Origin of the sequence: Chelativorans multitrophicus (assembly GCF_011317445.1) — a bacterium.
GTDB classification, from domain to species: Bacteria; Pseudomonadota; Alphaproteobacteria; order Rhizobiales; family Rhizobiaceae; genus Chelativorans; species Chelativorans multitrophicus.
In genome coordinates, this window is sequence record NZ_JAAAPL010000002.1 from 216,641 (window position 1) to 240,922 (window position 24,282).

The 24,282-nt window shown below is 62.6% G+C and carries 22 protein-coding genes and 1 riboswitch; of the genes, 11 read left to right on the forward strand and 11 right to left on the reverse strand.

The window, feature by feature from the left end; all coding sequences use genetic code 11:
• Positions 1-32 precede the first annotated feature (32 nt).
• The gene (locus GNP00_RS11730; RefSeq protein WP_011581404.1) at positions 33-2,144 is read left to right on the forward strand and encodes an OmpA family protein; all 2,112 of its coding nucleotides are present in this window, start codon (positions 33-35) and stop codon (positions 2,142-2,144) included.
• Positions 2,145-2,249: 105 nt separating this feature from the next.
• Here the strand turns inward: GNP00_RS11730 and GNP00_RS11735 are convergent, their stop codons facing one another.
• From GNP00_RS11735 to GNP00_RS11760, 6 genes are all read right to left on the reverse strand, one after another.
• On the reverse strand, positions 2,250-2,654 hold the full coding sequence (locus tag GNP00_RS11735) for a hypothetical protein (RefSeq protein WP_157038071.1): 405 nt from the start codon (positions 2,652-2,654) through the stop codon (positions 2,250-2,252).
• Positions 2,655-2,834: 180 nt separating this feature from the next.
• Positions 2,835-3,809 (reverse strand): TonB family protein, encoded by a 975-nt coding sequence (locus GNP00_RS11740; protein WP_011581402.1) that lies wholly within the window; start codon positions 3,807-3,809, stop codon positions 2,835-2,837.
• Positions 3,810-3,955: 146 nt separating this feature from the next.
• Positions 3,956-4,732, reverse strand: a complete 777-nt coding sequence (locus tag GNP00_RS11745) for an ABC transporter ATP-binding protein (RefSeq protein ID WP_011581401.1) — start codon at positions 4,730-4,732, stop codon at positions 3,956-3,958.
• Positions 4,722-5,720 (reverse strand): FecCD family ABC transporter permease, encoded by a 999-nt coding sequence (locus GNP00_RS11750; protein WP_011581400.1) that lies wholly within the window; start codon positions 5,718-5,720, stop codon positions 4,722-4,724. The genes GNP00_RS11745 and GNP00_RS11750 overlap by 11 nt, the downstream gene beginning before the upstream one ends.
• Entirely contained in the window at positions 5,717-6,538 is an 822-nt protein-coding gene (locus tag GNP00_RS11755; RefSeq protein WP_207621434.1) for an ABC transporter substrate-binding protein, read from the reverse strand. Before GNP00_RS11755 ends, GNP00_RS11750 begins: the two co-directional genes overlap by 4 nt.
• A 56-nt stretch (positions 6,539-6,594) precedes the next feature.
• Positions 6,595-8,532 carry a TonB-dependent receptor plug domain-containing protein gene (locus GNP00_RS11760; protein WP_011581398.1) on the reverse strand — a complete coding sequence of 646 codons (1,938 nt, stop codon included), beginning with the start codon at positions 8,530-8,532 and terminating at the stop codon, positions 6,595-6,597.
• 116 nt (positions 8,533-8,648) lie between these two features.
• Positions 8,649-8,852, reverse strand: a riboswitch (cobalamin riboswitch).
• 259 nt (positions 8,853-9,111) lie between these two features.
• Between GNP00_RS11760 and GNP00_RS11765 the strand changes: the two genes are divergently transcribed.
• Genes GNP00_RS11765 through GNP00_RS11780 form a run of 4 tightly spaced genes read left to right on the forward strand, consistent with a single transcriptional unit; the run spans position 9,112 to position 15,102 of the window.
• The gene (locus GNP00_RS11765; protein WP_011581397.1) at positions 9,112-10,764 is read left to right on the forward strand and encodes an ABC transporter substrate-binding protein; all 1,653 of its coding nucleotides are present in this window, start codon (positions 9,112-9,114) and stop codon (positions 10,762-10,764) included.
• 43 nt (positions 10,765-10,807) lie between these two features.
• The gene (locus GNP00_RS11770) at positions 10,808-11,845 is read left to right on the forward strand and encodes an ABC transporter permease (protein WP_011581396.1); all 1,038 of its coding nucleotides are present in this window, start codon (positions 10,808-10,810) and stop codon (positions 11,843-11,845) included.
• A 9-nt stretch (positions 11,846-11,854) separates the two neighbouring features.
• On the forward strand, positions 11,855-13,012 hold the full coding sequence (locus GNP00_RS11775) for an ABC transporter permease (protein ID WP_011581395.1): 1,158 nt from the start codon (positions 11,855-11,857) through the stop codon (positions 13,010-13,012).
• 5 nt (positions 13,013-13,017) lie between these two features.
• The gene (locus tag GNP00_RS11780; RefSeq protein WP_011581394.1) at positions 13,018-15,102 is read left to right on the forward strand and encodes a dipeptide ABC transporter ATP-binding protein; all 2,085 of its coding nucleotides are present in this window, start codon (positions 13,018-13,020) and stop codon (positions 15,100-15,102) included.
• A 6-nt stretch (positions 15,103-15,108) separates the two neighbouring features.
• Here the strand turns inward: GNP00_RS11780 and GNP00_RS11785 are convergent, their stop codons facing one another.
• The gene (locus GNP00_RS11785; RefSeq protein ID WP_166016065.1) at positions 15,109-15,879 is read right to left on the reverse strand and encodes a VOC family protein; all 771 of its coding nucleotides are present in this window, start codon (positions 15,877-15,879) and stop codon (positions 15,109-15,111) included.
• 219 nt (positions 15,880-16,098) lie between these two features.
• Between GNP00_RS11785 and GNP00_RS11790 the strand changes: the two genes are divergently transcribed.
• The 5 genes from GNP00_RS11790 (at position 16,099) to GNP00_RS11810 (ending at position 20,249) form a co-directional block, all read left to right on the forward strand.
• Positions 16,099-17,451: an NAD(P)-dependent oxidoreductase gene (locus GNP00_RS11790; protein ID WP_166016067.1), complete on the forward strand. Its 1,353-nt coding sequence runs from the start codon at positions 16,099-16,101 to the stop codon at positions 17,449-17,451.
• A 13-nt stretch (positions 17,452-17,464) separates the two neighbouring features.
• Positions 17,465-17,830, forward strand: coding sequence for a VOC family protein (locus tag GNP00_RS11795; RefSeq protein WP_011581391.1), 366 nt, complete (start codon positions 17,465-17,467; stop codon positions 17,828-17,830).
• Between the two features lie 18 nt (positions 17,831-17,848).
• Entirely contained in the window at positions 17,849-19,162 is a 1,314-nt protein-coding gene (gene preA, locus GNP00_RS11800) for an NAD-dependent dihydropyrimidine dehydrogenase subunit PreA (RefSeq protein WP_011581390.1), read from the forward strand.
• Between the two features lie 99 nt (positions 19,163-19,261).
• The gene (locus GNP00_RS11805; protein WP_011581389.1) at positions 19,262-19,771 is read left to right on the forward strand and encodes an RrF2 family transcriptional regulator; all 510 of its coding nucleotides are present in this window, start codon (positions 19,262-19,264) and stop codon (positions 19,769-19,771) included.
• 13 nt (positions 19,772-19,784) lie between these two features.
• Positions 19,785-20,249, forward strand: a complete 465-nt coding sequence (locus tag GNP00_RS11810) for a carboxymuconolactone decarboxylase family protein (protein WP_011581388.1) — start codon at positions 19,785-19,787, stop codon at positions 20,247-20,249.
• Positions 20,250-20,260: 11 nt separating this feature from the next.
• On the opposite strand, the gene GNP00_RS11815 is transcribed toward GNP00_RS11810, so the two are convergent.
• Genes GNP00_RS11815 through pcaC form a run of 4 tightly spaced genes read right to left on the reverse strand, consistent with a single transcriptional unit; the run spans position 20,261 to position 23,087 of the window.
• Positions 20,261-21,325 (reverse strand): 3-carboxy-cis,cis-muconate cycloisomerase, encoded by a 1,065-nt coding sequence (locus tag GNP00_RS11815; protein WP_011581387.1) that lies wholly within the window; start codon positions 21,323-21,325, stop codon positions 20,261-20,263.
• Positions 21,326-21,331: 6 nt separating this feature from the next.
• Positions 21,332-21,946 (reverse strand): protocatechuate 3,4-dioxygenase subunit alpha, encoded by a 615-nt coding sequence (gene pcaG, locus GNP00_RS11820; protein WP_011581386.1) that lies wholly within the window; start codon positions 21,944-21,946, stop codon positions 21,332-21,334.
• Between the two features lie 2 nt (positions 21,947-21,948).
• Complete coding sequence (gene pcaH, locus GNP00_RS11825) at positions 21,949-22,689, reverse strand: protocatechuate 3,4-dioxygenase subunit beta (protein ID WP_011581385.1); 741 nt, start codon at positions 22,687-22,689, stop codon at positions 21,949-21,951.
• A complete protein-coding gene (gene pcaC, locus GNP00_RS11830) occupies positions 22,686-23,087 on the reverse strand; it encodes a 4-carboxymuconolactone decarboxylase (RefSeq protein WP_011581384.1) in 402 nt (133 codons plus the stop codon). Before pcaC ends, pcaH begins: the two co-directional genes overlap by 4 nt.
• A gap of 152 nt (positions 23,088-23,239) precedes the next feature.
• Here pcaC and GNP00_RS11835 point away from each other — a divergent pair, with 152 nt between their 5' ends.
• Positions 23,240-24,142, forward strand: a complete 903-nt coding sequence (locus tag GNP00_RS11835; protein ID WP_011581383.1) for a helix-turn-helix domain-containing protein — start codon at positions 23,240-23,242, stop codon at positions 24,140-24,142.
• Positions 24,143-24,282: the final 140 nt, after the last annotated feature.

Here is a 24,282-nt window from a genome sequence, read left to right on the forward strand (position 1 = left end):
CTGCGGAAGGGACGCCACCAGGAGCAAGAAGAATGAAGAAGTCGAACCGGTTTTGGGCAGGGACCGCTCTATGCCTGCTGATGGCATCGCCGATCGCTGCGAAGGCCGAGATGCGCCTCGCCTCTGGAGTGCGCCCCAGCACGATCAATGCGCCGCTGATGTTGGCGCAGGCCGAAGAACCGGCCGGAGAAGGCCAGGACGCCGGATGCCCGCCCGGAACCGTGGCCGCCGAAGGCGGATGCGTTCCGGAAGAGCAGGCGCCCGCCGAAGAGGAAGAGGAGGCGCCTGCGCCTGAATCAGAGGCCCAGCCTGAGCCGGCACCGGAGCCCGAAGCGGCTCCCGAGCCTGAACCTGAGCCTGAGGCGGCTCCCGAGCCGGAGCCTGAACCTGAGGCGGCTCCTGAGCCAGAGGCCGAGCCTGAAGCAGCTCCCGAGGAAGCTCCTGCAGAAGAACCTCCGGTGATGGAAGAGCAGCCCGCCCAGCCGGCGGAGGAGACCGAGCCAGCCCCCGAGGAGGCGCCGCCCGTCGAGGAAGAGGCACCGGCTGAAGAGCAGGCTCCCGCCGAGGAAGCCGCGCCCGAGGAAGAAGCGCCTCCCGCCGCCGAGGAGCCTGCTGCCGAGGAAGCTCCGGCCGAAGAACAAGCTCCGCTAGAGGAGCAAGCGCCGGAAGAGGAGCAGGCACCCGCGACAGAAGAGGCTCCGGCGATACAGGAAGCTCCCGCAGAAGAAGAGGCGCCTGCCACCGAGGAGGCCCCGGCGACTGAAGAAGCCCCGGTGGAACCCGAGGCAGCACCCGCCGAGGAAGAAGCCGCGCCGATCGAGGAGGAGCAGGCGGAACCAGAAGCGGCTCCCGAGGCGGAGCAGCCGGCGGCAGAGCCCGATGAAACTCTCGAAGACGAGCAGCCAATCGAGGAGGAGGCGCAGCCAGGTGCCGAAGCACCGGCGGAAGATCAGGAAGCCTTGCCTGAAAACGCCGCTCCCGTGCTCGACAGCCAGAAGGAAGCCCAGCCCGCAGGAGAGGCCGAAGAGCCTGCGCAGCAGCCTGCCGAAGGAGAGGCCGCACCCACCGATGAGCCGCAGGAACAGGCTGAGCCCGCGCCGGATGCTGCTCCCGCGCTGATCCCCGAATCGGATGCACAGGCACAGGAAGACCTGTTCGATCCCCAACAGGTGCAGCAGGAAATTCGCACGCTCGTCGAAGAACAGGGCCAACGGATCGAAATGGGCCAGACGCCCGAGGACCGAAGAGTGCGCCGGCGTGAAATCTTCCAGCCGCGCGAGAATGCCCGCGTGGTCGAGGAGTATAATGACAACCGCACGATCATCGAGATCAACAATCAAATCTATGTAGACCGCCCCGATTACGACCGCCTCGTGCGTCGCGACGATACGGTCTATTACGAGGAACTGCGCAACGGGCGCGTGCGCGAGGTGGTGGAGCGGCGTGACGGCACGAGGGTGATCACCGTGCGCAATCGTTATGGCGACGTCATCCGCCGGGTGCGCGTTACGCCGGACGGACGCGAATACGTGCTCGTCTACGTGCCGGAGGACCGGTACGACGACGTGCTGGAATTCCGCGATCCGGGCGCCGATCTGCCTCCGCTGAGACTCACAATCCCCGTCAGCGAATATATTCTCGAGGCGGAGCAGGTGGACGATCCGAACGTCTATTACACGTTCCTCGAGCAGCCTCCGGTGGAGCCCGTGCGCCGCTTGTATTCGCTGGAGGAAGTGCGCTACTCGGCCCGCGTGCGTGACATGGTGCGGCGTATCGATCTCGACACGATCAACTTCGAGTTCGGCTCGGCCAGCATTGCGGAAAGCGAGATCCCGAAGCTGGAGGGTGTAGCCAACGCCATGCTTGAAGTCCTTGAACGCAATCCGGCAGAGACCTTCCTGATTGAGGGTCATACGGACGCTGTGGGTTCGGACGTTGCGAATCTGGCGCTGTCGGACCGCCGTGCAGACGCCGTGGCCGAAGCGCTTTCCAATGTCTTCGGTATTCCGCCGGAGAACCTGGTGACGCAGGGCTATGGCGAGCAATACCTGAAGATCAACACTCAGGAACGTGAGCGGGAAAACCGTCGCGTCGCCATCCGGCGCATCACGCCGCTTGTCGCGCCGGTGGCGAGCAACCGTTAGCTCCTGCTCCTCTGCGGAGCCTGGGATGCTCGGCTGGTTCCCTCCCTCCGCAGGCCGGGCAGACCGTGCGGAAGCCTCGCCAGGACCGCTGGCGAGGCTTCTTTTTTAGGGAATACGCACCTCAGGGGGCGGCGGCTGGATGCTGGGCACCCTCAACTGCTCATCGAGCGGCGGGGGGCGATTTAGCGTCGGCCTGCAATTTGGGAAAACTCCTATCGTTCCTTGCGGGCAGAACGACTGCACGGCCGGCCGGCAAACGGGGTAGGCGCCTATCGTGCCCGGAGGACATTGCTGCTGCACCTCAGGTATCGTGCAGCGACCGTTGACCAGGATCGAACCGATCGGGCAGGTGGGCTGGATCTCGCGGTGGCGCTGGCCACCGCCCAATGCAGGGTTTTGCGCGTAGGCCGCGGTGGAGCAAAGCGTCAGGCTAACGAGCAGTCCCGGCGTAATAAGCCGGCAGATATCCGCCGCGATCGAGCGACATCTTCGCGAAATGCCGAAGGCCATGAAACTTCCCATGTTCTTGATGAATAATGTGCTGTCCCTTGAGGGATAGCGGCTGTTCATGGCGGAATTCAAGCAGGCTCGGCTGCGCCGTACGTTCTTCAGACGAAAAAGCGGGCGCTGTAGACCATTGATTTATGCGCGTGCTTTCGGAAGCCCGGTTCCGGTTTTCAGGCTGATGCGTCAGCGCCCGCGTTCGAAGCGAAGCGAGACCGTCAAGCGGCCGCCTTTGTAGCCCTGGGGCGGACGCGGATAAGGTATGGCGCGTCGCGTCGCAGCCAGGGCCTCCTGGTCGAAAACGGAGTAGCCGGAGCTTTGGGAAATGCGCGCGCCCATGAAGCCGCCGTCCGGGCTAAGCGTGATGGCGATGCCCACCCTTCCGGAAAGACCCTGGCGTTGGGCGCTCTGCGGATAGCGCTTGTAGCGTCCGATATGCCGGATGAGCCGGGCCGTATAAGCCTGGAGCTCGCCGGCCGTCGCGCCGCCACTCCGGCCCCCGTCAGAGCCGGCCGACGAACGGCTTGCAGGCTTACGCGCCGCTGTTGCGGGCTCTTGGGCGGTGGCGGTCTGCTTGCGCGTGGCTACGGGCCGCTGTTGATCGCGTGTCTTCGCTCGCGCGGGAGGCGCCGGCTTTGCTTTCTGCTGCGTGGGCCGCGGCGCCGGAACGGGAATATTCTCGGTCGGCAGGACTACGCTGGCGACCGCCGCAGGTTCGAGGGTTCGCTTTTCCTCGGGCGATGACTGCTGCGGGGATTGCTCCCGCTCGGGGCTCGCCGGCTTTTCGTGCGTTGTCGGCGGCGGTTCGGCGTCCGCTTCCAAGGTCTCCTTGGGCGATGACCGTTCGGGGACGGAAGGCGCGTCCTGCGCCTCCTGCAACGGGGGCGTTTCGTCAGGAGTACCTTCGCTTTGCCGGGCAGAGGCTGCCTGCCGTTGCGAATTGGCGGCTTCAGCCCCGGCAGTCGGAGAGGGCGGTTCCTCAAGCACGATCTCGACGCTGATTGCGTCCGTAGCCGCCTCGGCGCCTGGCCTTGCTAAATGTTCCAGAAGAAATGCAAGTACGCCCGTATGGATCAGCGCCGACAGGCAGAGCGCCAGGACGAGGCCGGCCGAATAGAGCCGGACCCGATGCGGGGCGGCAGGTTCCAACAAGGTGGACAAGGCCGGCCCGCAGTCCTCTGCGGGTTCCGATAGGTCGAGATCCACAGGGGGAGCATGAGTGGAACCAGGGGCAGGTTCTCGCCGCGGCGGCTCGACCGGTTCGGCCTCGGCGTGTTCAGATCTGCAAACGATCTGCGGCCACACAATCATCGTGCAATCGTTAGCCCCGTCGGGGCAAGGATAAGCCCCTCTTTGTCGCGCGCGAAATGGGCCGTGACGCCGTAAATATCGGCGAGGCGTTCGGGGGTCATGACCTCGCCGGGAGAGCCCTCCGCGGCAACCTGTCCTTCCTTCAGCATCACCACGCGGTCGCACCAGCGCGCGGCCAATGTGAGATCATGGAGAGAGACCAGAATGGTACGCCCCTCGCTGGCGAGACGGCGCAAAGCCAGCATCATCATGATCTGATGCGCCGGGTCGAGACCTGAAGCCGGCTCGTCGGCAATGAGAGCGGGCGTGGCCTGAGCAACCGCGCGCGCGATGAGCACGCGGGCCTGTTCGCCGCCGGAAAGCTCGGTCGCGGGCCGGCCCGCCAGCCCTGCGATGTCCATGAGCGCCAGGGCGTCCTCAACAATCTTTTCGTCCGCTTCTGTCGGGCTCACGCCGAAGCGGCGCCAGGGAAGGCGCCCGAGCCTTACGAGATCGCGCACCGAGAGCCGCCAGCCGACGATGCGTGCCTGCGGCAGATAGGCAAGCAGCCTGGCGCGGGCTGCGGGGGACAGCGACGGAAGATCCTCGCCGTCGAGCCGCATCCTGCCCGAGGCCGCGACAAGGCCCGCCAGCGCGCGCATGAGGGTGGATTTACCGGCTCCATTGGGGCCGAGAAGACCCACCACCTCGCCGGCGGCAAGGGCCATCGCTATGCCTCGAAGCACTTGGCGGCCGGAAAGAGCCACATCGAGATTCTCGACCTCAAGCCGCATAGAAGACCTCCCGGCGGGAGCGCACCACCAGCCAGAGGAAGAAGGGCGCGCCGATAAGCGCCGTCAGCACGCCCACATTGAGTTCGCCCGCGGGCAAGACGAGGCGGACGGCCACATCAGCCGCCAGAAGGAGGACGGCTCCGCCAAGGCCTGCCGGGAGCAGGAGGCGGCTCGGCAGGCGGTTCGTCAGCGGCCGGATGAGATGCGGCACGACCAGGCCGACGAAACCAATCGTGCCTGCCACCGCGGTGGCAGCGCCGACACCGAGCGCGGTGCCCATCACGATCAAAAGGCGCGTGCGTTTCATGTGGATGCCGAGGCTTGCCGCCGCCTCCTCGCCAAGCGAAAGCGCATCGATGGCGCGGCCGGACAGGGCGATCAGCAGCCAGCCGGCAGCCATGAGGGGGAGCGCGAGCCAGACATGCTCCATGGAGCGGTCCTTCAGCGAGCCCAGGAGCCAAAAGATGATCTCGTAACTGGCGAAGGGATTTGGCGAAAGATTGAGCACGAGGGAGGTGAGCGCGGCGGAAAGACTGGAGAGCGCCACGCCCGCCAGGATGAGCGTGAGTGTGGAGCCGCTGCGCGCGGCGAGCGCCAGGAGGAGGAGAACGGCCACCACCGCGCCCAGCAATGCGCCGGCGGGGAGGGCATAAAGCGTGCTGCCCGCGAGCCCTGAATAGAAGATAAGGACAGCGCCGAAAGCAGCCATGGCAGAGACGCCGATAATGCCGGGCTCGGCCAGGGGATTGCGCAGAAACCCCTGCAGGACCGCGCCGGAGATACCCAGCGTGAAGCCGATGCCGAGGCCGAGCAAGGCGCGGGGCAGGCGGATCTCGCGCATGATGATCCCCGCCGCCTCTCCGCCGCCTGCGAAAAGCCCCCGCACGCTTTCCGAAATGCCGAGCTCGGCCGGGCCGACGGCCATAGAGGCCACAAAGAGCGCCAGCATCAGCAGGCCAAGAATGATATTGAGGACGGCCGGCCTCATCGCGTTTCTCCGCAGGGTGCGATATCCTCGCGCAAGGATGCCAGCGCCCTGACGGCTTCCATCGTGAAGGGACCGCCGCAGGACCATGTGCCCCTTGGCACGAAAGGTCCAATGCGCGTGCCTTCAAGCGCGCGCAGGGCCGGGTGATAGGGCACCTTCGCCCCGAGGGAAGGTTGATCCTCCTCGCCGGCGCGGGTGATGATGACATCAGGTTTTTGCGGCACGATCAGCTCAATCGGCATCGGCGCCATGCCGGCAATTCCGGCTTCCGCGGCAAGATTGCGGAAGCCCGCCGCGGCTAGGGCGGAGTCCGCCAGTGTGCCGCTTCCGGCGGCAACGCCCCCTTGCTCGAAGGCAATGGCGGTGGGCTGTTTCCCGCATTGGCGTGATTCGATCTGTGAAAGCTCCGCCTCGAAGCCTTTTGCCATTGCTTCGGCCCGTGCGTCCTGCCCGAGAAGCGCGCCCATGCGGCGGATATCGTCGGGAATGGTTTCCACCGTCTGGATGAAGCTGAACTCTTCCACGCGAAAGCCGAGCCGCTTCAGGAGCCCGGTCGTGTTGTGCAGGGAATAGGTGCCGGTGACGACGAGGTCGGGCTTTTCCAGGAACACTTCCTCGGCGCGGCCGTGATTGACGGGGTAGGTTTCCGCCTCCTCGTGCATGGCGGATAGAGACGGATCGCGCGAGAGCAAGGAGATTGAAGTCAACTGGCCCGGCGCAGCGAGCGCCATCGCAAGCTGGTCCGTGCAGAGATTGAGCGACATCACGCGAGCGGGTGCCTGGGCAAGCACGGGGGCGGATGAAAGTGCCAAGGTCATGAGGCAGATCGTGGCCTTGCGTAGCGTTCTTCGCACCCCCCTCTTACCCGCTGTCATCACGGCCCGAACTTCGCCTTGAACCCGGCGAAGGCCGAAATGCCGGGCGATCCGTAGCCGTAGACGGTCTGATAATCCTGGTCGAGCAGGTTTTCCACCCGCAGGTAAAGCTCCGTATCCTCCGTGGGCTTGTAGGCGACCTTGGCGTTCAGGAGCACGTAATCGTCGAGTTCCACGCGCTCATAGGTGCCGAAGCTCGGCGATATGAAATCGACCGTATCAAGCGCGATCTTGGCAGAAGCGGATACGGTCCACTTCTCCGCGGGGCGGGCCTCGGCGAGGAGCCCGATCATATGCCGGGGGATGCGCGGCCGGCGCTCGTCGTCGGCTTCCACCGCGGTGGTGTAGGTGTAGTTCCCCCCAAGGGAGAGCCAGTCGTTGACTTCATAGGCCAAGCCCATTTCGACGCCGCGACGCCTCGTCGTGCCTTCGAACTGGATGTAGGTATCCCTGATGAAATCGTAATCGATGAGGTTATCCGTATCGAGCTGGAAATAGGTGAGGCTGGCCGTTCCCCGCCCGCCCATGAAGCTTTGGTCCATACCGACGTCCCAGGAGAAGCTTTCCTCCGGCTCTAGATCGGGGAGGGGAACCGTCGGATCGTAGCTCACATAGTTGTTCTCGTAGAGGCTCGGGGCGCGAAAGCCCGTGCCGATGGAACTGCGCAGCTTGGTGCCCGTCGACGGGAAGAGATACGCAACCGCGCCGCGATAGGTGGTGTAGCCGCCGAAGCGGCTGTGATCGTCGTGGCGAAGGCCTGCGGTGACCGTCAGATTTTCGATCGGCTCGGCGATCACCTGCCCCCAGATACCGGCGATCCAGTCGGCATCACGGGTATCGGTGCCGTAATTATTGGTGATATGCGCCTGCCGCCTCTCATAATCGGCGCCGAACTGGAGCGTCAGGCGATCGTTGACATCAAAGGCGCCCTGATAATCGAGCTTGCCGCGGCGCCCGTTGAACTCGCCTTCGAAGGGGCCAAAGATACTGACGCTCGAAATATCCCTGTCGATTTCCGACAGCTGACCGGAAACCGTGTTGCGGAACCGGCCCTCCATCAGATCGAAGGAAATGCCGGCCCTGCCAGCCATCTGGCGGGAATGTCCCTCGTTCATCTCATTATCTGTCGGCGGCAGGCCCGAATCGTCGAAGGCGCCCTTGCTGTTGATGAGGAGGCCCGAGCCGAAAATGGTGACATTGTCGCCCATTTGCTGCTCGCCCGCAAAGCTCGCGGTCACGTTCTGATAGAAATCATCCTCCAGGCTGGATTGGCCGGGGTCGATCAGCGGGTTGCCATTGACCAGCGCGGCTGAGATGCCGCCCGTGTAGAGACCGGCGATATCGAGGGACATGCGGCCCGTTTCCGTGACATTGGACAGGCCATAACTTGCCCGCCCCGTCTCGTTCGAGCCGCCCTCGACCAGCACGCGGTGGGTGGTGCCGACGGGATCGTTACGTAACGTGGATATGTCGATGACGCCGGCAACGGCATCCGCGCCGTAAAGCGTGCTCTGCGAACCCTTGAGCACCTCGATATGGCTCACGCCGCCGATCAGCAGATGCTCAAAGGACGGCTGAACCTGGGTGGCGGATGGATCGGAGATATCGATGCCGTTGAACAGGGTCTTGATGTATTTTTTGTCCGCTCCGCGAATGGACAGCGAGGTTTCCTTGCCCACGCCGCCCTGGGTGGCGACATAAAGGCCGGGCAACTCGTTCAGGTAATCGGTGAGCAGAGGGCGGGACTGGGCCTCGATGCTGTCCTCGTCGATGACTTCAACCGTTGAACCGGCCCCGGACAGCGCCGTGGGCGCGCGATTCGGCGTTACAACGATTTCCCCCAGGTCGATGTCCTGAGCGCCGGCGGAGCCCGCCAGAAGGGTGGCAAGCGCGGATGCGCCAACTGTAAGGCTGGATGCAGTGCGTCGTCTAATCATATCGTCCCCCAATACCCCAAGGATGCTGGAGGAGCGGCCTGTCTGCCTGGTTCCCGCCAGCGATGACATCGTTCGCCACCACTGCGAAACCACAGCCCCGGAAGCTGCCCGCATCCGGACGGTGACGACCCAAGGCAGGTTTCCTGGCTTGCGCTTCGACGGCGTCCTCGCCTTCCCAGGCCGAAAGGGCCCAGTGGCATGTTGAGGAAGCCTCAGCGCTGACAGTTGCGGGAGCAGCTATGGCTCGGGCGGAAAATGCCCTTCCATATTCCCTTTTAACCCCGTTTGCGGACGGGGCACCTCAGGCACGGCCGAGACTTATCAATGCGCCATGACCCCGTCAATCGGGATACCATCGTGCCGCGCAATGTATAGGCAAGAGGTTCGCAGTATCGGCCTAGAATGCGGGCAATTAGTCCCATGTTTTCGGCAGTGAAGATCCTCTCCGTGTCTTTGGTCGAGGCAAGTGACAGGGCGCTGTCAGGAGAATAGCGCTTTGACAATGCGGGCAGGGTAGCGGAATGTTAAGGCGTCACCGCGGTCGAGATGGCAGCGATATTCGTATCAAGGGGAGTGCCTATGAAGTTCTTCAGGAGCAACGACGGAGCTGTCCCCACCCGCATAAAAGCTTTGGCCGAGAAGGCACGAGCCGGCCGAATCGACCGCCGGGAGTTCCTGGCCCTTGCCAGCACCTTCGGCGCCACCGCGGCCGGTGCGTATGCGATGGCCGGCCTTACGCTGCCCCGTCCCGCATTGGCGCAGGAGCCGAAGAAGGGCGGCGTGCTCAAGATGGCCATGTGGGTCAAAGACCCCAAGGATCCGCGAACGGCGGACTGGTCCGAGATCGCCAACGCCATGCGGCAGACGCTGGAGCCGCTCGTCAAATATACCGCCGACTTTACGTTCGAAGGGCGGCTGCTCGAAAGCTGGGAGGTGAACGAAGAGGCGACGGAATATGTCCTCCATGTCCGCAAGGGCGTGACCTGGAACAATGGCGATCCGTTCACCGCTGACGATGTGATCTACAACATTGCCCGCTGGTGCGACGAAACCGCCGAGGGCAATTCCATGGCCGCCCGGCTGACGTCGCTGATCGATTCTGAAACGAAGAAGGTTCGTGATGGAGCGGTGGAGAGAGTGGACGACCACACGGTGCGTCTCGTCCTGCAAAAGCCGGAAATCTCCATCATCGCCAGCTTCACCGATTATCCGGCGCTCGTGGTGCACCGGAGCTTTGACGAAACCGGCGCCAATTTCGTCGCCAACCCGATCGGCACCGGCCCGTTCGAGCTCGTCTCTTATGAGGTGGGCAATCGCGTTGTGGTGAAGCGCCGCGAGGACGGTAAGTGGTGGGGCGGGGACATATATCTCGACGGCGTGGAATTCATCGACTACGGCACGGACCCTTCCGCGATGGTTTCTGCCTTCGAGGCGGGCGAAATCCACACCAATTACGAGACCAGCGCCGATTATGTGGAAATTCTGGACGGTCTGGGCCTGGTGAAGAGCGAGGCTCTTACCGCTGCGACGATTCTCGCGCGAACCAATGTCAACAACAAGCCTTACGACGATCAGCGCGTGCGAAGGGCGCTGCAGCTTGCGGTGGACAATGCCACCGTGCTCGCGCTCGGCTATGGCGGGGCCGGCGAGGTGGCGGAGAACCATCATGTCTGCCCAATCCATCCGGAATATGCGAAGCTTCCGACGGTTGCGCGCAATGCCGACCAGGCCAAGCGGCTCATGCAGGAAGCCGGGCAGACCGATTACGAGCATGTGCTTATCACCGTCGATGAGGACTGGCACAAGAACACCGGCGATGTGATCGCCGCGCAGATCCGCGAGTCGGGCTTCAAGGTGAGGCGCGAGGTGCTGCCAGGCCCGACCTTCTGGAACGACTGGATGAAATATCCCTTTTCCATGACGAACTGGGCGATGCGCCCGCTGGGAATTCAGACCATTGCGCTCGCCTACCGCTCTGATGGATCGTGGAACGAGTCCGGCTACTCAAACCCGGACCTCGACGCGCTCATCGACGAGGCGCTCACCATCCCGGATCCGGAGGAGCGCCAGGGCGTGATGAAGAATATCGAGCAGCATATTCAGAATTCCGGCATCATCATCCAGCCGTACTGGCGCAAGGTTTACAACCACTCGGTGGAAGCGGTGAAGAACCACAAGATTCATCCGAGTTTCGAGGTGGATTTCGGAAGGGTGTGGCTGGACGAAGCGTAGGTTACGCTGAAAGGTCTGCCGGCAGAGGCAGCGGAGCGGATATTTGGCAGGCTTCATAATCCGCCGCCTAGGGACCATGGCGCTTGCGATGTTGTGCCTATCGCTGGCGGTGTTTTATCTCGTCGATCTGGAACCCAATCTAAAGCGGCTGGCCATCAGTCAGCTCAATATGCGCTCGTCCACCGAAGAGCTGGAGAGCTGGCTGCAAAGGAATGGCTACCGCCAGAACTTCTTTGTCCGTTACGGACAGTGGTTAGGAGTGATTCCGGAGCAGCCGCGCCCGGATCCGGCGACGGGGAAGGCCATGCCGCGCTTCTCCTTCTGTCCGGAAGGGGGCCAAGCAGGGTATTCGGGCGTCCTGCAGGGTGATTTCGGCTGCTCGACCAAGTTCAAGGTGCCGGTCATTCGGAAATTGGTTCCGGCGCTGAAGGCGACCGGGATCCTGATGTTCTGGGTGATGGCGGTGATGGTGCCTGCCTCGCTCTTCCTCGGCGTTCTGGCGGGCATGCGCGAAGGCAGCCGGACCGACCGCACGCTCTCCGCGGCCTCCATCACCACGGCGGCCACGCCTGAATATATTTCCGGCGTCCTCTTCACCGTCGTTTTTGCCTCCTGGCTCGGCTGGCTCAACGGCTCGGCAGCGTCGGCGACCAATCAGGGCATCAGTTTCTACAATTTCACCCTGCCGGTGATCACCATGGCGCTTTACGGCACTGGCTATATCGCGCGGATGACCAGGGCTTCGATGGCGGAAGTGATGACCCAGCAATATATCCGCACCGCCAGGCTCAAGGGGCTGAGCTTCGGCGCCGTGGTGGTCCGCCATGCGCTGCGCAACGCGCTGATTACACCCTTCACGGTCATCATGCTGCAATTTCCGTGGCTGCTTACGGGCGTGGCGGTCGTCGAGGTGATGTTCCGCTATCAGGGGTTCGGATTTACCCTGGTCGAGGCGGCGGCCAATAACGACATTGACCTGCTTCTCGCCTGTTCGCTCATTTCCGTGTTCGTCGTGCTTTCGACACAGCTTGTTTCCGATCTTGGATACGCGCTGCTCAATCCGCGCATCCGGGTACAGTAGAGAACGCCGATGCAATATGAGACGATCGGCGCTTTCGGCATTCTCATCGGCATCGTCGTGCGATTCTGGCCGGTCTGGATCGCGCTCGCGATCGTCGTCACCTTCAGCCTTACGTTCAGAAAGCGCCTCGGCCTTTACGGCCAGCTTTACGGCAATCGGGCCGGTATCGCAGGCTTGATCCTTTGCCTGTTCTGGCTGTTCACGGCCGTTTTCGCCTCCATGATCGCGCCGTTCGAGCCGCTGCAGCAGATCGCGATCATGAAGGATGCGCCGCCGGGCGCCCTCGATCCGGATACGGGCGCGGTGTTCCTTCTCGGGGGGGACCGGCTGGCGCGCGACGTCTTCTCGCGCATGGTCTTCGGCAGCCAGATCGTTCTCGTCATCGCGCCCGCCGCCACACTCTTTGCACTGATCGTCGGGACAATGCTGGGTCTGCCGGCAGGCTATCACGGCGGCAGGATCGACAATATCCTGTCGTTCCTCGCCAATCTGGTGCTCGCCTTTCCGGTCATCCTGCTTTTTTATCTGCTGGTGACACCCGGCGTTCGGGAAACCTCGATCCCACAATGGCTTGCGGGCTTTTTCCTCATCTTTCCGGTGATCTTCTTCTGCACGCTATTCTGGACGCGCTATTCAAGCCGGCCGGGGCTTCTTGCACCGCTTCTCGCGATCACGTTTCTTCTCGGCGGCTGGCTTTATGCCGGGCTTGTGTTCCGTGCCGATCCGTTGGGGCTGATTTCACTCGCGCCCAACGAACTCAATATCTTCGTGGCGGTGGTGTTTGCCTCGAGCCCCGGCGTGTTTCGGATCGTGCGCGGCCTCACCATGGAGATCAGGACGCGTGACTATGTGGCGGCGGCCCAAACCCGCGGCGAGCGGCCATGGTACATCATGCTATGGGAGATACTGCCGAATGCGCGCGGGCCGCTCATTGTGGATGCATGCCTGCGCGTTGGCTACACGACCATTCTTCTGGGCACTCTCGGCTATTTCGGCCTCGGCCTCACGCCGGAAAGCCCGGATTGGGGGACGGCGATAAAGGAATCAAGCCGGCTCCTGCGTGCCCATGTCCACCCGGCGCTGCCGCCGGTCGTGGCCCTGATGTCCTTCGTGCTGGGCCTCAATCTGCTCGCTGACGCGTTGCGCGAGCAGGCATTGAAGGATTGAGAGCGATGAACGGCGCAGCGCCTATCCTGGAAATCGAAAACCTCTCCATCTCCTTCTTCACGCAGGCAGGGGAGGTGCCGGTGGTCAAGGATTTTTCCAGCGCCATCATGCCCGGCGAAATCATGGGGGTCGTCGGCGAATCCGGCAGCGGTAAGTCCACGCTTGCGCTCGGCATCATGCACGGCCTTTCGCCCAGAGGCAGGATCGTCGGGGGACGTCTTATCTTCAAAGGCCGCGATATGGCTTCCATGAAGGAACACGAGCTGCGGCAGATCCGCGGCAAGGAAATTGCCATGGTCTATCAGGAGCCCATGGCGAGCCTCAATCCGGCGATGAGGATCGGCGCCCAGCTGATGGAAGTGCCGCGCGTGCACGAGCGCGTCTCGCGGCGTGAGGCTCTGGAGCGAGCGCTGGACATGGTGAGGGCGGTGCAGCTTCCCGACCCCGAGCGCATCATGCGGGCCTATCCGCACCAGCTTTCGGGCGGGCAGCAGCAGCGCATCGTCATCGCAATGGCGCTTCTGTCCAAGCCGTCGCTGCTCATTCTGGACGAACCCACCACCGCGCTCGATGCCACCATCGAAGCCGGGATCATCGAGCTCATCAAGGAGCTGGGCCAGAAGCACGAGATGGCGATGCTTTTCGTCTCGCACAATCTCGGCCTGATCCTGGAGACCTGCGACCGCGTTGCGGTCATGTATTGCGGCGAAGTGGTGGAGACCGGCGCAGTGCGCGATGTGTTCGAACGCATGCGCCATCCTTACACGCAGGGGCTTTTGCGTGCGATGCCGCTGCCTACAATGGATAAGAACGCGAGGCCGCTGGTTGCCATTCCCGGGCAGCAGCCCGCCCCACAGGAGCGGCCCAAAGGTTGCAATTTCGGCCCGCGCTGCCCGCATTTCCGCAAAAGTTTCTGCGATGCGGCAGAAATCCCGATGGTGGTGGTAGACAAAGCGGCGGAGCATTCGTCGCGCTGCATACGCGTGGGAGAAATCGATTGGGATGCGCCGCCCGGCAAGGCCGCCGCGCACGAGCCTGTCGTACCGGGTTCTCCTCTGCTCAAGTTCGAGAATGTCAGAAAGTACTACCGGGAAAGCGCAAACGGTTTCTTTGCTGAAAAAGAGCGCGTGGTGAGAGCCAACGAGACCATCAGCCTGGACGCGCGGGAGGCCGAAACGCTGGCGATCGTCGGCGAATCGGGAAGCGGGAAATCAACCCTGGCGAAAATGCTGGTGGGCCTGGAGACCGCGACCAGCGGCCGGATCATTTTCCGCAACACGGATATTCAGGATATCCCCGTGGAGGCTCGGGACAGGGAGACCGTCGCCGGCATCCAGATGGTGTTCCAGAACCCGTTCGACACTTTGAATCCCACCCAGCCGGTGGGGGCGCAGATCATTCGCACTCTGGAGAAGTTCAGGATCGGCGGCAGCGCCGGCGAGCGGCGCAAAAAAATGCTGGCGCTGCTCGATCTGGTGAAGCTGCCGCGTTCCTTTGCGAACCGGATGCCGCGCCAGCTTTCAGGGGGCCAGAAGCAGCGCGTCGGCATCGCCCGCGCGTTTGCCGGCAATGCAAAGCTGGTGGTGGCGGACGAGCCGGTCTCGACGCTGGATGTGTCGGTCCAGGCGGCCGTTACCGATCTTCTGATGGACATTCAGCGGCGAAACGGGACGACCATGCTCTTCATCAGCCACGATCTCTCGGTCGTGCGCTATATCGCCGATCGCGTGGTGGTCATGTATCTCGGCCATATCGTGGAGCAGGGGACGACGGAGCAGATATTCTCTCCGCCCTACCATCCCTACACCGAGGCTCTGGTTTCCGCCGTGCCGCTTGCTGATCCGCGCGCCAGGAAAAGGCGCATCGTGCTCAAGGGCGAGATACCTTCTCCAATCGATCCGCCGCCGGGCTGCCCGTTCCAGACCCGCTGCCCGCATAAGCATCTGGTGCCGGACAGGCTCTGCGAGCGCGAGCTGCCGCCCTTTCGGGACCTCGGCGGCGGGCATCGCAGCCTTTGCTGGCTGGGCGATGAGGTGCTCGGCAAGATGAAACCGGTGATCCAGCATCAGCCCGGCCCGGCTCCAGATTAACTCAGATCATCTTTTCGGCGCGGTCAGGGCAAAAGCGGCCCCCTGCGGGTCCATGCACTGCAGGATCCAGCTTCCGCCAGGCACTTCCATCGGGTCCATCAGAATTTGCCCGCCGCTTGCCTTCACGCGCCGGGCAGCGTCCTCGATCGCCTCAACATTGAAATAGAACTGCCAGAAGGGAAAGGGGATCTGCGCGTGCTTGTTCATCATCCCGCCGATCGGATCGCCTCCGGCAGCAAAGAGCTGATAGGTTCCCATGGGCCCCATGTCCATCGCATCGGCCTTGGTCCAGCCGAACTGGCTGGAATAGAACTCGAAAGCCTTCCGCCAGTCGGACGTATAGAGCTCGTGCCAGCCGACATGGCCGGGCGTACCGGCAGGTACGGGCGGCTGGTCGGGCCCCATGGGCTGTAGCAGCATGAAGATCACGCCCTGGGGATCCGCCACCACGGAAAAGCGGCCGACTTCGGGAATATCGGCCGGCTCGCGGTGAACGGTGCCGCCGGCGTTTTTCACCCCATCCGTCGCGGCATCGGCATTGTTGGTATAGATGTAGCCGAGCCACATCGGCGGGCTGCCGGAGCTGCGGACCTCATCGGGCATTTCCATAATTCCGCCAATGCCCCGCTCGCCTGCATTCATGATGATATAAGGGGGACTGCCGGGCGCCTGCCACTGCGAGGCTTGCCAGCCGACCACCGTTGTGTAGAAAGCCTCGGCGGCCTTCACATCCGTGGTCATCAACTCGTACCAAAAGAATGATTTTGGGGCAGGCATAATGGGCCTCCTTTTCGTTGATAGGCACCCTCGGCGCAATCACCCCCGGGCTCGCCAGGCGGAGGTCATAATACGATGGTGGGGACAGGCCAGCCAGACAAACAATCGTGTTAGTGCAGCCAGCTATTCTTTTGCGGGCGCGGCGTTTACATGGAATTTGACTGATTGATAAAAAAACAATCTGTGTTACCGTTCTCAAAAAGAAGAAAGGGGAACGGTATGGCTCAGCGCCATTATGAGGACGGCATCGTCTCGGGCCGCTTCTCGCCGGAAGACTATGCGCAGAATTTCTCCGATCTTCATCCCGCCCTCGACACGCATGAAGCTCGGGTGGAGGCGGATCGCTGTTACTTCTGCTACGACGCGCCCTGCATGCGGGCCTGTCCGACAACGATCGACATTCCACTGTTCATCAGGCAGATCTCTACGGGCAATCCTCTTGGCGCGGCAAGGACAATTTTCGATCAGAACATCTTTGGCGGCATGTGCGCCCGTGTCTGTCCCACCGAGACCTTGTGCGAGGAAGCCTGCGTGCGCGAGCATGCGGAGGGAAAGCCCGTGCAGATCGGGCGTCTGCAGCGATTTGCGACGGACGCGGCAATGGCGCGCGGCAAGCGATTTTATACGCGGGCGGCGGCGAGCGGCAAAAAGGTGGCGGTTGTCGGCGCCGGGCCAGCAGGGCTTGCCTGCGCACACCGTCTTGCCATGTATGGCCACGAGGTGACGGTATACGAAGCGCGGCCCAAGCCCGGCGGGCTCAACGAATACGGCATTGCCGCCTACAAAACGCCCGGCGGCTTCGCGCAGGCCGAGGTGGACTACATCCTTTCCATCGGCGGCATCACGATCGAGCACGGCAAAGCGCTCGGTCGCGACTTTACCCTTGCCGGCCTTGCGGCGGGCTCTGATGCGGTGTTCCTGGCCATGGGGCTTGCGGGCGTGAACGCCCTGCGTTGCGAGGGCGAGGAAGCGGATGGCGTGGAAAACGCCGTCGACTACATCGCAACGCTTCGGCAGGCAGACGATCTCTCGAAACTTCCGATCGGCCGGCGCGTCGTCGTCATCGGCGGCGGCATGACGGCAATCGATGCCGCCATTCAGTCCAGGCTCTTAGGCGCCGAGGAAGTGACTATCTGCTATCGCCGCGGCAAGGAGCATATGAACGCTTCCGAATGGGAGCAGGAGCTTGCCGCTGCCAAGGGAGTCACCATCCGGCATTGGATGCAGCCACGCCGGGTGATCGCGGAGGCGAACCGCGTCAGCGGCATAGAAATGGAATATACCGCCATTGTCGACGGCAGGCTGATCGGCACCGGCGACACGCTCATCCTCAAAGCCGACCAGATCTTCAAGGCCATCGGGCAAAGCTTCGATCCGGCGGTGCTGAATGGCGGTGGCGATGCGATTGTATTCGAGAAGGACCGTATCCGGGTGGATGGTGAAGGCCGAACCTCCATGCCGAAAGTCTGGGCCGGTGGAGACTGCATTCTGGGCGGTGACGATCTGACTGTTTCAGCGGTCGCCCAAGGCCGGGATGCAGCGGAAAGCATTCATCGAAGTCTGATCGCATGAATCCGAGGGTGCCATGTTTGTCAAATTCGCTGAACTGCCCGTTTTCAATCAGGATCGCGCCGTTTCTTTCTACAGCGAAAATCTCGGCTGCACGGTCGCGCGCGATACGCCCTATGCCAAGGACGGCTGGCGCTGGGTGGAATTGAAGCTGCCCGGTGAGAGAACTCAATTGTTGCTGACGCGACGGGGGGATGACGAACCGTCCGACAAGCCGGTTCTGGTGCTCGTTGAAGATGACGTGAAAGCTCTCTTCAAGCGCCTCACGGCCAAAAAGGTGAAAATCATCACCGCCCCGAAGGACGCTTCCTGGGAGCCGGGGGTCGTTTTCGCCGAGTTTCGCGACAGCGAGGGCAACCGCATCGTCGTGTCCTCTTCTTAAAGGCCAGGGAGAAAACTCATGGCTGACATCCGCTCCAACTTCCTCGGCATCAAATCGCCGAACCCGTTCTGGCTCGCTTCTGCCCCGCCCACGGACAAGGCCTATAATGTCGAGCGTGCCTTCAAGGCCGGCTGGGGCGGCGTGGTGTGGAAGACGCTGGGCGAGGAGGGGCCGCCGGTCGTCAATGTGAACGGCCCGCGCTACGGCGCCATCTGGGGCGCGGACCGGCGCCTGCTCGGCTTTAACAATATCGAGCTCATCACCGACCGCGATCTCTATTTGAACCTTACCGAGATCAAACAGGTGAAGCGGAACTGGCCGGACCGGGCGCTTATCGTCTCGCTCATGGTGCCCTGCGAGGAGGAGGCCTGGAAGGCCATTTTGCCGCTGGTCGAGGAGACGGAGGCCGACGGCATCGAGCTCAATTTCGGCTGCCCGCATGGCATGAGCGAGCGCGGTATGGGCTCCGCGGTCGGCCAGGTGCCGGAATATGTCGAGATGGTGGTGCGCTGGTGCAAGCAGCACACGCGCATGCCCGTCATTACCAAGCTCACGCCCAACATAACGGACATTCGCAAGCCCGCGCGCGCCGCCCATGCCGGTGGCACGGACGCGGTCTCGCTCATCAACACCATCAACTCGATCACGGCGGTCGATCTCGACAGTTTTGCGCCGGAGCCCACCATCGACAGCAAGGGCACACATGGCGGCTATTGCGGGCCGGCGGTGAAGCCCATCGCGCTCAACATGGTGGCCGAGATCGCGCGCGATCCGGAAACGCGCGGGCTGCCCATCTCTGGCATCGGCGGGATCACCACATGGCGCGACGCCGCGGAGTTCCTGGCGCTGGGCGCCGGAACCGTGCAGGTGTGTACCGCCGCCATGACCTATGGCTTCAAGATCGTCGAGGAGATGGTCGAGGGGCTGAAGAACTGGATGGACGAGAAGGGGCACGCCACGCTCGACGACATTATCGGCCGCGCTGTGCCGAACGTGACGGACTGGCAGTACCTCAACCTCAACTACATCACCAAGGCGCGCATCGATCAGGATCTCTGCATAAAGTGCGGGCGCTGCCATATCGCCTGCGAGGACACATCGCATCAGGCGATTACGTCGGTGGTGAACGGCGTGCGCTACTTCGAGGTGAAGGAGGAGGAGTGCGTCGGCTGCAATCTCTGCGTCAATGTCTGCCCCGTGGAGAACTGCATCACCATGGTGCCGCTGGCAGCCGGCGAGATGGACCGGCGGACCGGGCAGGTCGTTCCCGGCGATTACGCCAACTGGACCACACACCCGAACAATCCAATGGCGAAGGTGGCGGCGGAATAACTTCTGTCCAAAATAGCTTTTCGCCCCGGGGATGCGGTTTGCGCCTATTGCGGATCTAAAATATCCAGGATAAGTGATATCCATGATGGGTGGCGAGCCATGAAGCTGAGCGACGGCGTTGAGGCGGCGATTCACTGCGCGGTGGTGCTTGCGCAGCTGGAAGGGGAGGGTACGCTTCCCGGCAGCGCGCTTGCCGAACTGTACGGGCTTTCACCGAGCTACCTGCTCAAGCATTTGCAAGCCCTGGCCGCGGCAAAGATCCTCGAATCCGTCCCTGGCCCGTATGGCGGCTATCGCCTCGCGAAAGCGCCGGAGCGAATTAGCCTGCTCGATATCGTCCTTGCTGTCGAAGGGCCCAAACCGGCTTTTCGCTGCGCTGAGATAAGGCAGCGCGGACCGGGCGCTCTGGAGCCATCCGCCTATGCGAAGCCGTGCGGCATCAATGCTGCCATGCTTCGGGCGGAACGCGCCTGGCGGGCTGTCTTGGCGGAAACGAAGCTTTCCGAGATCGTCGACGGCTATAAGGCCGAGGCCGATCCGCGCGCGATCGCATTCAACTGCGGCTTTGTGGCCCGTCACCAGCGGCCGCAGGATAAAAAGCCCAAATAGAAGGAAAGAATGCATGCAACCGCGTCTTAATTTTCATCAGGCTTCTCCGGAAATCATCAAAAATGTTCGCGCGCTGAACAAGGCCGTCGACGAGTGCGGCTTGGATAAGATGCTGCTTCATTTGATCAAGCTGCGGGCCTCGCAAATAAACGGCTGCTCCTACTGTGTTGACATGCATAGCCATGAGGCGCGGGAAGATGGCGAAAGTGAGCAGCGGCTTTATCTGGTGTCCGCCTGGCGCGAATCGCCACTCTTTTCAGAGCGTGAGCGCGCGGCGCTAGCCTGGACCGAGAAGCTGACGCGGCTTGCTGACGGCTTGGTGGAGGACGAGGCATTCGAGGACGTGAGCAGGCATTTTACCGAGGACGAACTGGTGAAGCTCTCGGTTGCCATCGGCATGATCAATGTTTGGAACCGCCTCTGCGTGCCCTTCCAGAGCATCCATCCGATCAGGGAACAACGTCTCGCCGCGGAATAGACGCGGCCCCGCTAAGCCTTGCTGGCGGCGAAGGAAATGCCGCCGGCGAGCTCTCCGGCGATTCTGAGCGAGGCACCTGTTGCGACCACCATTTGCGGCAGGAGCATCCATTCAAGCGTCCATGCCGACCCCGAGCGCTCGTTTTCATGCACCAGGGCGTGGTGCATGCCGGAGAGGAGCGTGGCATTGAAGCGTGCAAGCGAAACAAGAATTTCGGCTTTCACGGGGTTTTGCTTGTGAGGCATGGCGGAGGATCCGCCGCCTTCCGCAAGCTTCACCTCGCCCACCTCGTTCTGCGCCATCAGCGTCACGTCCTGTCCCATCTTGCCGAGGCTGCCCGTCACCAGCGACAGCAAGGAGGCGAAATCGGCTATCCCGTCCCGCTCGGAATGGCGGGCGTGGGCGACGAGGTTGAGGCCGAGCTTTCGCGCGAGACGCGCTGCCACCGCGGGGCCCTTTTCGCCGAGCTTTTCGAGCGTTCCCGCGGCGCCGCCGAAGGTGAGGATCGTCACGGATTTACGAACGATTTCGAGCCTGGCGCGGTGGCGCATCAAAGGCTCGCGCCAGGAGGCGATTTTCCGGGCGGCGGTGACCGGTATGGCGGCTTGCATGCGCGTGTGCGCCATGACCTCTACGCCGCCGTCGCGCCTTTCCAGCGCATCGAGGCTTTCGATCACCTCATTCAGCCGGGTGGCGAGCAGGGCGGTTGCCTCGATAAGACGCATCGCCAGCCCTGTATCGATGGCATCCTGGCTGGTCGCTCCGAAATGAAGTCGGGTGCGGTGCTCGGCAGAGAGCTTCTGGCGCAATTGGTCGAGCAGAGCGGGGATGACGACCCCGTCGCGCGCAATACCTCTGCTGAGGGCGCCCACATCCGGCTTGAATTGCTGCACGGCGGCCGCAATGGCTTCTGCCGCCTCCTGCGAAATGACGTCTTCCTCGGCTTCCGCTTCCGCAAGTGCTGTCTCGAAGCGAAGGATGGCCGCGAGTTCCGCGGCTACTGAGAAGAGCGCGGCGAAGGCCTCGTCGCCCACAAGTCCGGAAAGAATGGGGTGGTCGAAGACGCTGACGCTCATTCCGCCTCACACATCAAAGAACACGGTTTCCTTCTCGCCCTGCAGATGAATATCGAAATTGTAGGTGTCCCCAGTGCGCGGCGCAATCAGAGTCGGAACGCGGTTCTGGTGTTCCAGGGCCGTGAGCACCGGATCGGCCGCATTGGCCTCCGGTTCGTCGCCGAAATACATGCGCGTCTGCAGCCCAAGATTGATACCGCGCGCAACGATCCAGATCGAGACATGCGGCGCCTGCAACCGGCCATTCGTGAACGGAACTCGGCCAGGCTTGATCGACTCGAAGGTAAAGACGCCAGTTTCCTTGTCGGATGCCTGCCGGCCCCAGCCGGTGAAATGGGGATCGGCTTTGCCGCGCGGCTCCGATGGAGAATTATAAAGACCGGCGGCGTCCGCCTGCCAGATCTCGATCAGCGCGTCCCTGACGATGGAGCCGGTGCCGTCAATGACCCGCATCTTGTAGGTGACGCGCTCTCCCTTGGTCTTCTCGTCCACCATGCGCGCGCCGAGGTCTTCGGGGAAGACGCCGCTTATATCGCAATAGTTCGGCGTAAGCCCGATATGGACGTAAGGACCGGCCGTCTGCGAGGCGGTCTCCTTCAGCCTTGGCAGTGACTGCACCATGATCAGTTGCCCTCCAGCTTGTTCTCGAACAGCGTCGAGCGGCGCCCGCGCAGCACGATGTCAAATTTGTAGGCCCGCGCATCCATCGGTACCGTCGATGCCATGTCGAGCGCGGCAACGAGACCTTCAATCGCCTTCCTGTCCGGTATTGTACGCACGATCGGACATTGCCAGATCATTGGATCGCCTTCGAAATACATCTGCGTGATCAGCCGCTGCACGAAGCCGTGGCCGAAGATCGCAAAGTGGATGTGTGCCGGCCGCCAATCGTTGATGCCGTTCGGCCACGGATAGGCTCCGGGCTGAATGGTGCGGAACCAATAATTGCCGTCCTCGTCCGTAATGGTGCGTCCGCAGCCGCCGAAATTCGGATCAAGCGGGGCGAGATAGCCGTCCTTCTTGTGGCGGTAGCGCCCGCCCGCATTGGCCTGCCAGAACTCGACCAGGACATTCGGCACGGGCCTGGCGTTCTCGTCCAGCACACGGCCATAAACGACGATGCGCGGCCCGATGGCGCTCTCGCCGGGCTTGGCGTAGTTGACCGTCAGATCATTGTCGAGCGGTCCCAGAAGGCTGCGGCCGAAAACCGGCCCGGTGATCTCGGTAAGCGTGTTGCCGAAGGAAACCGGCGCGCGCTGCGGCGAGCGCACCACCGTGCTCTTATACCCTGGCGAGAAGGCTGGCGGCTGCCAGGTACGGTCGCGCTGGAAGAAGCCGCCCGTTTCGGGTCTTTCGTTCTTCATTCCTTTTCTCCCGATTGCATTTCGGCAAGCGTTTGCTTGATGATCTTGATCGCGTGGTTAGCCGAGGGCACCCCCGCATATATGGCGACATGCATCATGGCCTCGCGCAGGTCGTCGACCGTAGCGCCAGTGTTCGCCGTTGCGCGCACATGCATGGCCAGCTCGTCGTAGTGACCAAGGGCAGCCAGCAGGGCGATCGTCACCATCGAGCGCTCGCGCTTGGTCCAGGTCGGCCGTGACCAGACATGACCCCAGGCGGCTTCGGTGATCAACTCCTGGAATGGCGCGTCGAATTCGGTCTTGTTGGCTTCGGCGCGGTCCACCCAGGCATCACCCAGAACCGACCGGCGCGTGGCCATGCCTTCGGCATGACGCTTCGATTTTTCTTCCGTGCTCATCTTCTTCCTCCCAGGGGATGGAGACGCCGGCAAGCCACCGCTCCCGGCTTCAGCTTGCATGTTGTGCGGCGGACATTGGAACCAGGCAACACCTGCAGCAATGGACTTTCTTCGCCATTTATTGCACTTTCCGATCATGAAATGAGGATGAAATGGCTGGGAAGAACGTCCCCAATTACCGTCTTTATCGCGAAAAATCAGGCGAATCGGAAGGATTCTGGCTGCACAGCGAGACATTGTCTTTTCGCAGCAGCGTGCACAATTGGGAGATTTCACTGCATCGGCACCAGGCTCTCTTCCAGATCTTCGTGCTGGAGGCCGGTGAAGGGGAACTCCTGGACGGAAAGGAACTGCGTTTCTTCAAGGCGCCGGCTGCGATCTACATCGCGCCGGGCGCAACGCATGGTTTCCGCTATTATACGCGAGACGCGGATGGTCTCGTGATCACGGTGCTGGCCGACCGCCTGTCGCCCGTTCGGGCCGCGGACTCGGCCATTTCCGCCTTTCTTTCAAAAACCCAGATCACGCCGCTCGAAGGGTTCGGACTGGATGGATCGCATGTCGCACCCCTTGCCGCGCGTATCCATGAAGAGCTGCATCACGCCGGGCCGGGCAGCGACATTCTGCTCGATGCGATGGTGACTGAGCTTATCCTGCGGCTCGCGCGGACAGGAGCGCAGGCGGAGCCCACTGAGGAGCCCTTCGCGGCGAAGGCACGTGACCGCCAGCGCATGCACGCCCTTTCCGCCTTGCTTGCCGCGCATTGCCGGGAGCACCGGCCTGTGAGCTTTTATGCCGAGAAGCTGGGGCTTTCGCCCGCGCATCTCAACCGTATCACGCGGCGTGAGGCTGGAGCGAGCGTGCTGGAGCTTGCCGCCCGTCATCTCTTGAGAGCCGCGCGGCGGGAACTCGTCTTCACGCCGACGCCGGTTCAGGCGGTGGCCTATTCGTTAGGCTTTCAGGATCCGGCCTATTTCAACCGCTTCTTCAAGCGCGAGACAGGCATGACTCCAGGCGCCTTCCGCGAGGCCGAGCGGAAGAAGCTCGTCGCTTGATGCGCCATTGCGGCGGGGACGTTCAGGCATGGATCCTCGGGTCAAGCCCGAGGATGACGATGGCATAGGACGTCTGCTAAACGCGGACGCCGGAGACCTGCATAAGCCTTTTCACCTCCTCATCCTCGGGGTTTGACCCG